This window comes from Acidovorax sp. DW039, assembly GCF_037101375.1.
GTDB lineage: Bacteria > Pseudomonadota > Gammaproteobacteria > Burkholderiales > Burkholderiaceae_C > Acidovorax.
This window is the reverse complement of record NZ_AP029019.1, coordinates 3,961,175-3,975,270: the sequence shown is the minus strand read 5'-3', so window position 1 is coordinate 3,975,270 and position 14,096 is coordinate 3,961,175. Positions and strand designations below refer to the sequence as shown.

The following is a 14,096-nucleotide window of genomic DNA, read 5'->3' as shown; positions in this document are numbered from 1 at the left end:
GCGTGGATACATAAGCCATAGAGCGCCGCCGACCAAGCTTGCCAGTAACGCAGTGAGCCAATAGCTGGCAAGTACGGGGCGTTCAGCGTCCGGAGCAGATAACTTGGATTTGCGCGGAAGCATCGGCTAACTTGTAGGCACGCACGTCGGTGCGCTGGTTGTGGGAAGGTTTGATTGCCGCCAAAGGTTGCCCATTGGCGTTCAGCTTGCATGAGGGGTTCATACCCGCCAAGCTGAATTGCAGTGGTACGTGGCCTTGCAGGGTGAAGTCCGTACGTTGCCCTTGTTGTGAGCGTTGCCACTGCGTCAAGCGGGCATTTGCGTTGTACAGCCATACTTGCGGTGCGTTGACGGGCTCCGAAGCGCCTCCTGGTCGTGCAATCCACGCGCGGTCACTGGTGAGGTGGATGTAGCTGCCTTCGATTCCTTCGCTCATACCTGCTACGCCGGTACTTTGGGCAAGCGCAGGGATTAGATCACTCACGGAGTAGGGCATGCGCAACGTGCGCAAGTTGCCTGCGCCACGCACCCGCCAACCCCCGTCTTCGCAGGCAATAGCGTACGTGTGGAAGTCTTGCACCTTGCGGATGAACTCCGATGCGCGAATCGGTTGCAGAGGCTGGGATAAGGCCCAGTCGTATACCTTCTTCAAGGCCTTGATGCCTGCAGCCTTGGAGGCTGAGTACGTGTGGTAATAAATGCCGACGGGCTTGATACGCTTGGGCTTGTCGGTCATCTCGAAGGTTTCGAGTACTCGCTCGAAGCCGTAATAGGGGCCCTGCCACAGGTTGGTATAGATGTTCTCGTTTGTGACAGGCGCGTAGACCTGCAAGTAACTGCCCTTGGTAATGCCCAGGGCGCCAATGGCAGTCAGCGTTGGTTGCGCCTTTGAAATGGACGTGTCTCCTCCGTTGAGGTTTAACAAACCCGCTTCATAAGAAGCCTTGAGAGCCGCTTCGTTGGGAGCGGTGTCCCCTGACCATTGGAGTATTTCTACCGCCTTGCCGGCAGGTACAAGCTGGTTACGAATGTATTCAGCAGAGCCAGCCGTTTCGCGCTGGAAGTCCAGCTTGTAACCGGGAATATTCAATGATTGCTGGGCTTCGGCGTTTTCTGAGAACACCCCATGTTTGACCGAAGGGTCCCACAGGAAGGGATGCGAGAAAGTGTGGCTAGCTGCCTCGATGTGCGGAAGTTTGAACATCTTGCGCGCGATGTCTTCCAGTTGCTTGCTTTGGTCTGGATAGAGTCCGTGGGGGGCCGTTTCTGCCTCAATGATCGACATGGTTTGAGGAATACGGTACTTCTCGAAAATTTCCTGCAACAGAACTTGCGAAGCCAGAGGGCTACCCGCCAATTCGGCTTTGGAGGGGAAACCGTCCCCGTCAATATGCGCCAGAAGCAGTCTTAAACCATTTTCTGTGGTGGTGTCAGGCACCGGCAAAGGGGGGAGTTGCAGTGCTTTTTCGAGGAAGGTAAATGGGTTGACTACCCAGCGCGTTTGTCCAGTGCCGGGTAGCTCGGTGAGAACATAGGGGTCGAGAATGAAGCCCCCCCAGGGCATGAAAGCCCCGCCAACGAAACTGCGGCTCTTTTTGTCTACAAATTCGACCAGAGGCTCAGCTTGTGCGGCCTGCGGTCCGACCAGCAAGACGGGAGTGTCATCCCGCCTGATGGGCGGAAGGGCGATTTCAAATTCCATCGCTGCATGTTTGTCCTTGAGGCGCAACGGCGCGGCGATATTCACATCGCTGACTTGTAGACCGAACGTAGCAGCCCATGATTTATCCGGCAGAAGCCCAAAGTCACCCATGATGGCAATTGGCATTCCTTCAGCTTTTCGGGTCTGCAACCATTGGTTCAGCTCCCGCATGCGGTTCTTGGGGACAAAGCCCGAAAAATAGGTCAATACCCCTGCATAGCGGTCCCGGTGAATGGCGCTCGGCAAGGTGCTAAGCACGTCTGCGTAATCGACTACATAGCCCATATGGTTCAGGGGCATCTGTACATAGCGGTGGGGGTTGCTGTAGTTGATTGCGGGGGACTCCGAGCTGTTGTAGATCACGAGGATTCGACGGGGCACAAGTTCTAGCGATCCCACGCCAACGGTGCTCAGGCGGCTGTCGGTCACCCAAGGAATGAAACCATCAGTTTCGATACGCCTGGCAGTGTCGCGTGCGAGTGCCCGATCGTGCGGGGGGACGTAATCAATGACCAGTGCTGGAATGCCATCACGATCCTGAATGGTCTTGAGTTGCGCAGTTAGCCAATCGCGATCATTTGCTGGTACTTCTTCATAGCGACTGGCAACGCTATTCCACCTGCGATACAGCGATTCCGCTGCAATCATTTGAATCTTGCCTTTAAGGCGTGGCGAAATTTCGAATCCCCGGTTCATGATCAGCTGAATGCCGGGGAAGCGTTTGTGCAGCGTCTCAATTACGCGCAGCAGTCCGTCTTGCTGCGCAGCTTCATCAAAGTGACTGGCCAGACGGTACGAGTCCATGGTGTCCAGAAAGAAGCCCCGGTAGCCCTTTTGCCACAGAGGGGCTACTACTCGGTCTGCAAAAAAAGCGGGCCATTCCGGGGGCGTCTGGTCGACAACTACCGAGTTCCAGTGCCCGTTGCGTGCCATTTGCCACTGCGCAGGGATGTCCTTGAAATAGGCCCGCGTGGGCTGTACTTCTGCGACGGATGTGTACGCATAAAGCTCCGTCCCCTTTGTGCGCAAATCTGCTGGGTCATAGCCATGGTCAGGCTCTACCACCACGATATCAAAGACTTTCAGGTCCTCCAATGGAGCGTTGTGCTGGTAGTAAAGCGCAATAGCTGGTGCTTTTTTTGCCTGAGCCTGGCCTGCTGTGCCCACGAGCACCAATGCCGACATCAACAGGATAAGAAAGCGAAACGGGTGTGTCATGAGGGCGGAGGAACTGGGGTGACGCTTTTGAGGCGCAATGCAGTCCGATGGGCTACGTGTAACAGAACTTGCTTGCACGGTAGCAACCGGATGGGAATCGGCAGATCAAGGATTTTAGGAGGTCCGGCTCGGGATGGTGTCGATCTCTTTGGATGGAAAAGTAGAGGGGGTGTGAGTGAATACTCTTCTCTTATGCCTTATTGAATCAGCGATGCCAACGCGGTTCTTCCCAATATCACTTCGTCGTGTTCGGATCGGCAGGGCGCGTACAACGATTGTTTGCAATGCTGCTTGGACTACGAACCATCCGTTCATGCTCCAGTCCCGTTGCCGGGAGTCTTGCGAACAAGAAAAAAGAACGTGCAGATATCCCGCGCTAAATTGCGACACGGCTTTTAACCCGACAATTTAGAAGCGATTTCGATTAAGTGAGCCTTCCCCGGGAAGTGAAATCCCATTTTGAGGAGTTCGATAGCGTGATTCTTGTAACTGGCGGAGCTGGCTTCATCGGCTCACACACTTGCGTGGCTTTGGCAGCGGCTGGTATCCCCTACATGGTGCTGGACAATTTCTGCAACAGCCGCCGATCGGTGCTGGACCGCATGGCTCGCATCACGGGCGCTCCTGTGCCTTTTGTGGAAGGCGATGTCCGCGATGCAGCCTTGCTCCAGCGGGTGTTTGCAGACCACCCTATTGAGGGCGTGATTCATTTTGCGGCACTCAAATCGGTGGGCGAATCGGTGCGTGCACCGCTCAACTACTACCAGAACAACGTGGCGGGCACCTTGGCTTTGCTGCAGGCCATGCAGGCAGCGCAGGTGCGCACGCTGGTGTTCTCTTCCTCCGCCACGGTGTATGGGGACCCTGCTTCTGTGCCCATCCGCGAGGACTTCCCGCTCTCTGCCACCAATCCCTACGGCTGGAGCAAGCTCATGATGGAGCAGATGCTGGCTGATGTGGACATGTCAGAGCCGGGGCTGTGGCGTATTGCCCGGCTGCGCTATTTCAACCCCGTGGGGGCGCACGAAAGTGGCCTGATCGGCGAAGACCCCCAGGATGTGCCCAACAACCTGCTGCCTTACGTGGCCCAGGTGGCCGTGGGGCAGCGTGAGTGCCTGAGCGTGTATGGCGGCGACTATCCCACGCCCGATGGCACGGGGGTGCGCGATTACATCCACGTGTGTGATCTGGCCCAGGGGCATGTGGCGGCGCTGGAATATCTGCGCAAGCACCCGGGGCTGCTGACGGTCAACCTCGGCACCGGGCAGCCGCTGTCGGTGCTGGACATGGTGCATGCCTTCGAGCGGGCCAGCGGCAGAGCGGTGCCCTACAAAGTGGTGGCTCGCCGCCCTGGGGATGTGGCGCAGTGCTGGGCCGATCCTGCACTGGCCGCGCAACTGCTGGGGTGGCGCGCGCACCGCGGGCTGGACGCGATGTGCCAGGACGCCTGGCGGTGGCAGGACGGCGTAGCCCGCATGTTGCAAGACTGAGCCCGGCTCTGAATTGACGCGCCGTGCGCGTCATGCCCTGCGTTGTGTCTGCCCACCCTGCCGGGCGTGGTATCTTGGAGTCCTTGCCGCATTGCAGCATGGCATGTGCACTCCGCAGTGTTCTGACGGGTTCGCATGTGTGCTGGCTGTGCCGCTGTTTTGCCCTCACTTCTCACTCGTTACCCCTTTTGCGCCATGCTCGCCAAACGCATCATTCCCTGTCTCGACGTCACCGGTGGCCGTGTGGTCAAAGGCGTCAATTTTGTTGAACTGCGCGATGCGGGCGACCCAGTGGAAATTGCGGCCCGCTATAACGCCCAGGGGGCGGACGAGCTCACGTTCCTCGACATCACCGCGACCAGTGACGGCCGTGACCTGATCCTGCACATCATCGAAGCGGTGGCCAGTCAGGTGTTCATTCCGCTCACCGTGGGGGGCGGTGTTCGCACGGTGGAAGACGTGCGCCGTCTGCTCAATGCCGGTGCGGACAAGACCAGTTTCAACTCGGCTGCCATTGCCAACCCTGAGGTCATCAGTGCCGCTTCTGCTAAGTACGGCGCGCAGTGCATCGTGGTGGCGATTGACGCCAAGCGCCGCTCCGCTGAGGACGAACTGCGCCTGGACGCAAGTGGCCAGCCCGTGGGCCCTGGCTGGGATGTGTACAGCCACGGTGGCCGCAAAAACACTGGGCTCGACGCGCTGGCGTGGGCCAAGGAGATGGCCCAGCGCGGTGCTGGCGAAATCCTGTTGACTAGCATGGACCGCGACGGCACCAAATCTGGCTTCGATCTGGCCTTGACGCGCGCAGTGAGTGACGCCGTCAGCGTGCCCGTGATTGCCTCGGGCGGCGTGGGCAACCTTGACCATCTGGCCGACGGCGTGCAGCAGGGCGGTGCCGATGCGGTGCTGGCCGCCAGCATCTTCCACTATGGTGAATACACCGTGGGGCAGGCCAAGCAGCGCATGGCCGAGCGGGGGATTCCTGTTCGGCTGTAATCGTCTATTTGCTATTAATTGAATAGCTGCCTGTGCTGATATAGAAAGCGCTGGACGCCAAAATGATCAAATACTCTGCAGCCACTCCGGCCGTCCCACACAAATCATCGACAATCCGCCCATGAATTGGCTCAACGAAGTGAAATGGGATGACCAGGGCCTGGTGCCGGTCATTGCGCAAGAGCAGGGCACGGGCGACGTGCTGATGTTTGCCTGGATGAACCGCGAGGCCTTGGCAAAGACTGCTGAGCTGGGGCGTGCGGTGTATTTCAGCCGCTCGCGCAAGAAGCTGTGGTTCAAGGGCGAGGAATCCGGTCATGTACAGACCGTGCACGAGATCCGCCTGGACTGTGACAACGACGTGGTTCTGCTCAAGGTCACCCAGCAAGGGCATGAGCCCGGTATCGCGTGCCACACGGGCCGCCACAGCTGCTTCTTCAGTGTGCTCAAGGATGGAGCCTGGAAGGCCGTGGATCCGGTCTTGAAAGATCCCGAATCCATCTACAAATAAGCCCATGAGTTCCAATACCACCCCAGCCGCCGATTTGCAGGATGCGCTCAGCCGCCTTGCCGCGGTGATTGAGAGCCGCAAGCCTGCCAACGGTGGCGATCCGGAAAAAAGCTACGTCTCACGCCTCTTGCACAAGGGGCCTGATGCTTTCCTGAAAAAAATTGGAGAAGAGGCCACTGAGGTTGTCATGGCAGCCAAGGACGTGGACCACGGGGGCGATGCCTCCAAGGTTGTGTACGAGGTGGCTGACCTCTGGTTCCACTCCATGATCGCTTTGGCCCATTACGGCTTGAGCCCTGCAGATGTGGTGGCCGAGCTGGCCCGCCGCGAAGGCACCAGCGGCATTGAGGAAAAAGCTCTGCGCAAAGTGGCAGCCCGTGCTGCCGAAGAGAAAGGCTGAACCCCCATGGCCGACGACTTCACCGATATCGAGACCTCCTCCCAGAAGGCCGAAGACCTGAAGGCGATCGGCTGGGTCAGCTACCTGCTGCATCTGATCGTGGCCGTGGGAGCGGTGATGCCCGGGGCTCAGCCTGGGGCGGTTTTGCTGGTCGTGGCGCTGATCATCGATCTGGTCAAGAAGAGCGATGCCGAGGGAACATGGCAAGCCAGCCATTTTTCGTGGCGCATCCGCACGGTGATCTGGGCAGGTGTGCTGTATGTGCTCACGGCACCGTTGTGGATACTGATCCTCCCCGGCTGGATAGCCTGGGGGCTCATCTCCTTGTGGTTCCTTTACCGCATCGTGCGCGGCATGGTTTCTATGAACAAGAGCCAGCCCATACAGGCCTGATGCTGTGAAGGCTCTGGTGAGGTTGAATCTGGCCCTGCAGGGCGGTGGCTCTCACGGCGCGTTGACGTGGGGTGTGCTGGACGCTCTGCTGGAGGATGGCCAGTGGGCCTTCGAAGGTATCAGCGGCACCAGCGCGGGGGCCATGAACGCGGTGGCTGTGGCCCATGGGTTCGCCCAGGCGGCACAACAGCATCACGACCCGTTGGACGCCCATGCCGCTGGATGCGCCTTAGCCCGTGAAACGCTTACCCGCCTGTGGGAAGGGGTAGGCACCCTGGGCAGCTTGATGTGGGGGGCTCCGTTGGCTGCGGCCAATCCGTTTTTCGGCATGATGAGCCAGTGGCTTTCTCCCTACCAGACCAATCCCCTGGACATCAACCCTCTGCGCAGCCTGCTGGAGCGTGAGGTGGACTTTGAACTGCTGTGCAAGGCCCGCTCGGTACCTTCTGCCACACTGCCCAAGGTGTTCGTGTGCGCCACCAACGTGCGCACGGGGCGGGGCGAAATCTTTTCTGGCCCACGCCTGAGTGCGGACGCGGTCATGGCCTCGGCCTGCCTGCCGCTGCTGTTCAAGGCAGTTGAGATTGAGGGCGAGCGGTACTGGGACGGAGGCTACTCGGGTAACCCGGCCTTGCATCCCCTGATCTACCAGACCGATACCTCTGACATCCTGTTGGTGCAGATCAACCCCATTGAACACCATGCGCTGCCTGAATCGGTGCCTGAAATCATGGAGCGCATGAACGAAGTCACCTTCAACGCCAGTCTGCTGGCCGAGCTGCGGGCCATTGAGTTTGTGCGCCGCCTTCTTGCGGAAGGCAAGCTGGATGAGCGGCGCTACAAGAGCGTGCGCATGCACCGCATTGATGGAGGGGCCGTGCTGGCTCCCTTTGGCTCAGACAGCAAGACGCGGGCCGATCTGTCCTTCGTGCGCAAGCTGTTTGCTCTGGGGCGCGAGCAGGGCGCGCAGTGGCTGGCAGCGCATCGCAATGCAGTCGGGGTGCGGCCTACCATTCACATCGCAGACAATGCCTGAGGCGTTCATGGCAGACCGTTCTGTGGTTCTTCGGTCTTGTTTTTCTGACGTGGGGCATGACGCTGCGTTGTGCGGCATGCGCTGATTTTCCGCACGTCTGAGCCCGTTAAATCATCCTTCCCACAACTATCCCCGTTTCATTTCATCACCATGCACGATCCCAACTGCATTTTCTGCAAGATCATTGCGGGCCAGATTCCCTCCCGCAAGGTGTACGAAGACGAAGAAATCTTTGCGTTTCATGACATCAACCCTTGGGCTCCGGTGCACTTTCTGATGGTCCCCAAGGCCCATATCCCTTCGATGGCGCAGGTTACCCCTGAGCATGCCGGGCTGCTCGGGCGCATGATGGCGCTGGCGCCACGTTTGGCTCTGGAGCAAGGATGCAATCCTTATCCGGACGGTGGTTTCCGCATCGTGACCAACACGGGGGTTGAAGGTGGGCAGGAAATCCACCATCTTCACATCCATGTGATGGGTGGCCCGCGGCCCTGGCTCAAAGGCTGAAGGGCTTTGACGCCCGCCCTTCATATCAGGGTTACATCGGGCGTCTAAAATGGTTGCAATTCGTTAGGAGAAATTCCATGGGTTCCTTTTCCATCTGGCACTGGCTGATCGTGCTGTTGATCGTCGTCATGGTCTTCGGCACCAAGAAGCTCAAGAACATGGGTTCTGACCTGGGCAGCGCCGTCAAGGGCTTCAAGGACGGAATGCGAGACGGTTCCAGCGATGCTCCCGCCTCCAACACACCGCCTGCTGGTCAAGTTGCCAACAGCCAGGCCACTGACAAGACCACCATCGACGTGGAAGCCAAGCAAAAGAGTTGAGCGCTTGAGCGAACACTGATCCATGATTGATATTGGCCTGTCCAAAATGGCGCTGATCGGGGCGGTGGCGTTGATCGTCATCGGCCCCGAGAAGCTGCCCCGCGTGGCGCGCACCGTAGGCACCCTGCTGGGCAAGGCCCAGCGTTACGTGGCGGATGTGAAGGCTGAGGTCAATCGGTCGATGGAGCTGGATGAGCTGCGCAAGATGAAAGACACGGTGGAGAACGCCGCGCGCGATGTCCACCAGTCCATCCAGACCAGCGCCAGCGAATTCGAAAAAGACTGGGCACAGGCCACCAGCCTTGCGGACGATACCTACACCAGTGCGACCGAGTCTTCCGTAGTGCCTGCCTACAAGCACCCAGGCAAGAACTGGCGACTCAAGCGTGGGGCCACGCCCCAGTGGTACAAGGCCCGTGCTGGCGTGCGTACCAAGGCCCAATCGGGTGCGGCCCGGGTCGCGCGTTTTCGGCCCAAGAAATTCCACTGACACGGCCCTCTGCCTGCCGTACGGGCGGCGCTGACGCCCTTTACCTCCCCACCATGTCCGAAACCCCTTCCCCCGAAGACGAACTCGCAGGCACCGAGCAGCCGTTTGTCCAGCACTTGATGGAACTGCGCGACCGTCTGGTCAAGGCCATCATTGCGATTGCCGTGGCTGCGGCCTTTCTGTTCTTCTTCCCTGGGCCTGGCCCGCTGTACGACTTTCTGGCAGCACCCCTGGTGGCCCATCTGCCCAAGGGGGCCACGCTGATTGCGACCTCGGTGATCTCGCCCTTCATGGTGCCGCTCAAGATCTTGCTGATGTCGGCATTTTTGCTGGCCTTGCCTTTTGTGCTGTGGCAGGTTTGGGCGTTTGTGGCCCCGGGCTTGTATTCCCATGAGAAGAAGCTGGTGCTGCCGCTGGTGATTTCCAGCACGGTGCTCTTTTTCATCGGGGTGGCGTTCTGCTACTTCTTTGTGTTTGGGCAGGTGTTTGCCTTTATCCAGAGCTTCGCGCCCAAGAGCATCACGGCCGCGCCCGACATCGAGGCGTATCTGAGCTTTGTGCTGTCCATGTTCCTGGCCTTTGGCATGGCCTTTGAGGTGCCTATCGCCGTGGTGGTGCTGGCCCGCATGGGCGTGGTGAGTGTGGAAAAACTCAAGAGCTTCCGCGGCTATTTCATCGTGATCGCTTTTGTGATCGCCGCGGTGGTCACTCCGCCAGACGTGGTTTCGCAGCTGGCCTTGGCTGTTCCCATGTGTTTGCTCTATGAAATCGGCATCTGGGCGGCTCAAGTGTTTATCAAGCACACTCGCGCTCCAGACGACAGCGCGGACGAGCAGACTGCCTCATCATCCTGACCTTGCGATTTACAAGGGTTACAGCGGCACTGGCTTGGCCTGTGCCGCTTTTTTCTTTGTGAAGTGCGCCGCATGTGCAGGCGGTGGGGGAGGCCGGTGGCGTATCGGATTCGCACGCCGCCGCCAGCGCCCCGATCTGACGTTGCCTTGGGGGAGCGCTGCTACCTGCGCATATCCCGCTAACGCCGTTCGTGTATGCGCGAAAAGTCGTTCTAGCGCTTACCAGGAAAGCGTAAGCAGCTATTAAATCAATAGCGGCCTGTGATCGACTTGTGCGTCGGCAGCAACCAACGCCTCATGCGCTTGCCGTTACCGCCGCACGTTGCGCTGGGGGCGGGGGCGCAGACCGGGGTTGATGCTCAGTTCCAGCTTGCGATCGGTGCGTTGCACCTCGAAGGTGGAGGCTGTGCCGGGCTTGAGGGCGGCCACGGCCGTGAGCAGTTCGGACACATTGGTCACCGGCTTGTCATCCACTTTCAGGATCACGTCACCCGGCCGCATGCCTGCCTGCGCTGCAGGACCATCCTGCAGGACGCCGGTGATGATGACCCCTTCTGTGGCCTTGACGCCGAAGGTTTCTGCAAGTTCCGGAGACAACTCGTTGGGCTCAACGCCAATCCAGCCGCGGGTGACCTGACCGTCCTTGACGATACCGTCGAGCACTAGACGGGCTGTGGAAACGGGAATGGCAAAGCCAATGCCCATGCTGCCCCCCGATCGGGAATAGATGGCGGTGTTGATGCCCATCAGGTTGCCGTAAATGTCCACCAGCGCGCCGCCGGAGTTGCCGGGGTTGATGGCGGCATCGGTCTGGATGAAGTTCTCAAAGGTGTTGATACCCAGCTGGCTGCGCCCCAAGGCGCTGACGATGCCGTTGGTGACGGTTTGCCCCACGCCGAAGGGGTTGCCAATGGCCAGAACCTGATCGCCCACTGAAAGCGCGTCCGAATTGCCGAGGGTGATGACAGGCAGCTTGTCCAGCGTGATTTTCAGGATGGCCAGATCGGTGTCCGGGTCGGTGCCGATTACCGAGGCGCGGGTGCGGCGGCTGTCAGTCAGTGTGACTTCGATTTCGTCTGCGCCCTCGACCACGTGGTTGTTGGTCAGGATGTAGCCCTCGGGGCTCACGATGACCCCGCTGCCCAGGCCTGTCTGGGCTTGCGGTGCCTGATCGCCAAAGAAGAACTGGAACCAGGGATCGTTGCTGCGCGGGTGGCGAACTGCCTTGCTGGTGTTGATGCTGACCACTGCGGGTGAGGCCTTGCGCGCCGCCGCGCTGAAGCTGCCGGGGGCGGGCTGGCCTGCGGGTGATGGTGGTGCTTCCAGCAGGGAGATTCCGGCACCCGAGCGCATGGTGCCGCGGCGCACCCAGTCTGGCTGGAGGGTGGCGACGACAAAGTACGCTGCAACAAAAACGGTGACGGCTTGTGAGAACAACAGCCAGATACGCTTCATGGTGTCTGTAGGTAGAGGCAAAGATGCATGCGGTGTGATCACTGACCACCTTGTGCGTGGTCAGCCCGTCATTGTCCGTCATGTGCGGTGGCCGTGGTTACAAGCCCTTGGATCAGGTGCTTGGGCTCGGACAATCCAGACAATCCAATCAGAGGGCTTTTTGCTTCGGTGCCTGCGGAGCCGCGAGACAATGGGAGCCATGAGCATATCCAGGCAGCAACTTTTGCAGGCTTTTGATGGTCTGTTGCAACCCGAGCGTTTCAAGGACTACGGCCCCAACGGCCTGCAGGTAGAAGGGCGGGCGCAAGTGTCCCGTATCGTCAGCGGAGTGACGGCCAGCAAGGCGCTGATCGAGGCTGCCATTGCGGCCCGCGCCGATGCAATCTTTGTGCACCATGGTCTTTTCTGGCGCGGTCAGGACGGGCGGATCACCGGCTGGATGAAGCAGCGGCTGCAACTGCTGCTGGCGCACGACATCAACCTCTTTGCCTACCACCTCCCGCTGGACGCTCACCCGCAGCTGGGCAATAACGCCCAGTTGGGGCGCGTGCTGGGCTGGCGGGCAGACGGCCAGTTTGGTGAGCAGGCCCTGGGCTGCATTGGCAGTGCGGTGTACCCCCATGCGCAGGGGGTGGCCGACCATGTGGCTTCCTCCCTGGGTCGGACCGTGACGGCGGTCGGCAACCTGCAGCGCCCAGTGACCCGGGTGGCCTGGTGCACGGGCGGTGCCCAGGGGTACTTCGAGTCGGCCATCGCAGCCGGGGCGGATGTGTACGTGACAGGTGAAATCTCGGAACCGCAGGCCCATCTTGCACGCGAGATGGGGGTTGCCTTCATCGCGGCGGGGCACCACGCTACGGAGCGTTATGGAGCTCCCGCTGTGGCCTCCGAGGTCGCGCATTCCCTGGAGCTGGAGCACGAGTTCATCGAGATCGAGAATCCCGCCTGATTTGCTATTAAAAACATAGCTGATTGCGCTTATTTTTAAAGCGCTGCACGATAAAAGGTGTGCCAAGTTGAATTCCCTTGCTCCCACTGTTTTTCCGGCCTTCGCAACGGCTCCTGTCGCTCCTGTGCTTGCGGTGACGCAGGGTGATCCTGCCGGTATCGGGCCAGAGATCATTGCCAAAGCCTTCCGTGATGTGCCCGCGCTCATGCGTGGCTGCATTGCAGTGGGAGACGTCGCAACGTTACGTCGTGCGGCCGCGTGCATCCGGCGCTCTGGCGAACCGGATTTACCCGTCGCTGTGATCGAGTCTGTATCTGAGGCTCTGGATATGCCTGCGCGTTGCCTGCCGGTGCTTCCTCTGCCCGGCTTGCCCGGCCCGCTGCCCTGGGGTCAGATCAGTGCAGAGGCCGGACGCGCTGCGGCAGATTGCGTGGAGTGGGCTGCGCGGGCCGCACTGCGAGGTGAAATCGCGGGGCTAGTGACGGCCCCGCTGCACAAGGAGGCGCTGGCAGCTGCCGGCATTGCCTATCCAGGTCACACAGAACTGCTTCAGGCGGAGGCTGCTGCGCACCAAGGTGTGGGCATGGATGCCATGCCGGTGCGCATGATGCTGGCCAGCGATGAGCTGCGTACGGTGCTGGTGAGCATCCACGTCTCGCTGCGCGAGGCCATTGCAGCCGTCACGTTCGACAACGTGGTCCAGACGGTGCAGATCACCCATGCAGCCCTTGAGCTCAGCTTGGGCCGCAGTCCGCGCATCGCGGTGGCCGGGTTGAACCCGCATGCGGGCGAGGGCGGATTGTTCGGGCGCGAGGAGCTGGAAATCATTGCGCCTGCTGTGGCGCAACTGCGAGATCAAGGGCTGGATGTGCATGGCCCGTTGCCACCGGACACGGTGTTCATGCGCGCCCGCAGCACTTCGGATTGGCCCGGTGAGTTTGATGTGGTGGTGGCTATGTACCACGACCAGGGATTGATCCCGGTCAAGTATCTCGGTGTCGACAAGGGGGTGAACGTGACGCTGGGATTGCCGCTGGTGCGCACCAGTCCAGACCACGGAACTGCGTTCGATATCGCCGGGAAAGGCGTTGCAGATGCTTCGAGCCTGATCGAGGCCGTGCGAATGGCGCGCCAGCTGGCTGGGTGAACCAAGCCGCTGATTTTGGCATCAGCGGCCCTTGTCGCTCGACTATTTTTTTAGCGCTTGAGGCTGTCCCGGATCTCGCGCAGGAGCACGATGTCTTCCGGGGTGGGAGCGGGCGCAGCGGGTGCTGGTGCTGCCGTGGTTTCGCGCTTGAGCCTGTTGATTTGTTTGATCATCATGAAAATGATGAACGCCAGAATAATGAAATTCACCGCGACGGTGAGGAAATTACCGTAGGCGAACACCGGTACACCTGCTTTGCGCAATCCGTCCAGAGTCATGGCGGTCCCTGGTGGCACATTACCGAGAACCAGGAAAAGATTCGAGAAATCCAGCTTGCCAAATACCAGCCCGACGACCGGCATGATGAGGTCGGCCACCACGGAATCCACAATCTTTCCGAACGCGCCGCCGATGATCACACCCACTGCGAGATCGATCACATTACCCTTGATGGCGAATTCTCGAAATTCTTTGATGAATGTCATGTTTGCTTCCCTTTTTGTGAATTGGCAGACAAATTCGTCCAGCGTGCTTTGAAAACCGCATTATCTGGGCAACACGGGCTCAGTATTAACCATTAAGAGCGGTCATCGGGGCGTTTTGCGCGCGCTTCTCCCTAGTAGTTACG

Annotated in this window: 15 protein-coding genes; 12 read left to right on the top strand and 3 right to left on the bottom strand. The window is 59.7% G+C overall.

Annotation, left to right across the window (positions count from 1 at the left end; translation table 11 throughout):
- Window positions 1-82: 82 nt before the first annotated feature.
- Window positions 83-2,920, bottom strand: coding sequence for an endo alpha-1,4 polygalactosaminidase (locus tag AACH87_RS17770; RefSeq protein ID WP_338795842.1), 2,838 nt, complete (start codon window positions 2,918-2,920; stop codon window positions 83-85).
- Between the two features lie 476 nt (window positions 2,921-3,396).
- Between AACH87_RS17770 and galE the strand changes: the two genes are divergently transcribed.
- The 10 genes from galE (at window position 3,397) to tatC (ending at window position 9,917) form a co-directional block, all read left to right on the top strand.
- Window positions 3,397-4,410 (top strand): UDP-glucose 4-epimerase GalE, encoded by a 1,014-nt coding sequence (galE, locus tag AACH87_RS17765; protein WP_338795841.1) that lies wholly within the window; start codon window positions 3,397-3,399, stop codon window positions 4,408-4,410.
- A gap of 195 nt (window positions 4,411-4,605) precedes the next feature.
- Window positions 4,606-5,406, top strand: a complete 801-nt coding sequence (gene hisF, locus AACH87_RS17760; RefSeq protein ID WP_338795839.1) for an imidazole glycerol phosphate synthase subunit HisF — start codon at window positions 4,606-4,608, stop codon at window positions 5,404-5,406.
- Window positions 5,407-5,527: 121 nt separating this feature from the next.
- A complete protein-coding gene (hisI, locus tag AACH87_RS17755) occupies window positions 5,528-5,917 on the top strand; it encodes a phosphoribosyl-AMP cyclohydrolase (protein WP_338795838.1) in 390 nt (129 codons plus the stop codon).
- Window positions 5,918-5,921: 4 nt separating this feature from the next.
- Complete coding sequence (locus AACH87_RS17750; protein WP_338795837.1) at window positions 5,922-6,317, top strand: phosphoribosyl-ATP diphosphatase; 396 nt, start codon at window positions 5,922-5,924, stop codon at window positions 6,315-6,317.
- 6 nt (window positions 6,318-6,323) lie between these two features.
- Complete coding sequence (locus AACH87_RS17745; protein ID WP_338795836.1) at window positions 6,324-6,710, top strand: hypothetical protein; 387 nt, start codon at window positions 6,324-6,326, stop codon at window positions 6,708-6,710.
- Window positions 6,711-6,714: 4 nt separating this feature from the next.
- The gene (locus AACH87_RS17740; RefSeq protein WP_338795835.1) at window positions 6,715-7,746 is read left to right on the top strand and encodes a patatin-like phospholipase family protein; all 1,032 of its coding nucleotides are present in this window, start codon (window positions 6,715-6,717) and stop codon (window positions 7,744-7,746) included.
- Between the two features lie 150 nt (window positions 7,747-7,896).
- Window positions 7,897-8,253 (top strand): histidine triad nucleotide-binding protein, encoded by a 357-nt coding sequence (locus AACH87_RS17735; RefSeq protein WP_338795834.1) that lies wholly within the window; start codon window positions 7,897-7,899, stop codon window positions 8,251-8,253.
- Window positions 8,254-8,330: 77 nt separating this feature from the next.
- Window positions 8,331-8,573 carry a Sec-independent protein translocase subunit TatA gene (tatA, locus tag AACH87_RS17730; protein ID WP_338795833.1) on the top strand — a complete coding sequence of 81 codons (243 nt, stop codon included), beginning with the start codon at window positions 8,331-8,333 and terminating at the stop codon, window positions 8,571-8,573.
- A gap of 22 nt (window positions 8,574-8,595) precedes the next feature.
- A complete protein-coding gene (gene tatB / locus AACH87_RS17725) occupies window positions 8,596-9,063 on the top strand; it encodes a Sec-independent protein translocase protein TatB (RefSeq protein WP_338795832.1) in 468 nt (155 codons plus the stop codon).
- Window positions 9,064-9,116: 53 nt separating this feature from the next.
- Complete coding sequence (gene tatC / locus AACH87_RS17720; RefSeq protein ID WP_338795831.1) at window positions 9,117-9,917, top strand: twin-arginine translocase subunit TatC; 801 nt, start codon at window positions 9,117-9,119, stop codon at window positions 9,915-9,917.
- Window positions 9,918-10,226: 309 nt separating this feature from the next.
- On the opposite strand, the gene AACH87_RS17715 is transcribed toward tatC, so the two are convergent.
- Entirely contained in the window at window positions 10,227-11,372 is a 1,146-nt protein-coding gene (locus AACH87_RS17715; RefSeq protein ID WP_338795830.1) for a Do family serine endopeptidase, read from the bottom strand.
- 199 nt (window positions 11,373-11,571) lie between these two features.
- On the opposite strand from AACH87_RS17715, the gene AACH87_RS17710 reads away from it, so the two are divergent.
- Both AACH87_RS17710 and pdxA read left to right on the top strand, forming a co-directional pair.
- The gene (locus AACH87_RS17710; RefSeq protein ID WP_338795829.1) at window positions 11,572-12,321 is read left to right on the top strand and encodes a Nif3-like dinuclear metal center hexameric protein; all 750 of its coding nucleotides are present in this window, start codon (window positions 11,572-11,574) and stop codon (window positions 12,319-12,321) included.
- Between the two features lie 67 nt (window positions 12,322-12,388).
- Window positions 12,389-13,468 (top strand): 4-hydroxythreonine-4-phosphate dehydrogenase PdxA, encoded by a 1,080-nt coding sequence (gene pdxA / locus AACH87_RS17705; protein WP_338795828.1) that lies wholly within the window; start codon window positions 12,389-12,391, stop codon window positions 13,466-13,468.
- Window positions 13,469-13,518: 50 nt separating this feature from the next.
- Here the strand turns inward: pdxA and mscL are convergent, their stop codons facing one another.
- Window positions 13,519-13,953: a large conductance mechanosensitive channel protein MscL gene (mscL, locus tag AACH87_RS17700; RefSeq protein ID WP_338795827.1), complete on the bottom strand. Its 435-nt coding sequence runs from the start codon at window positions 13,951-13,953 to the stop codon at window positions 13,519-13,521.
- Window positions 13,954-14,096: the final 143 nt, after the last annotated feature.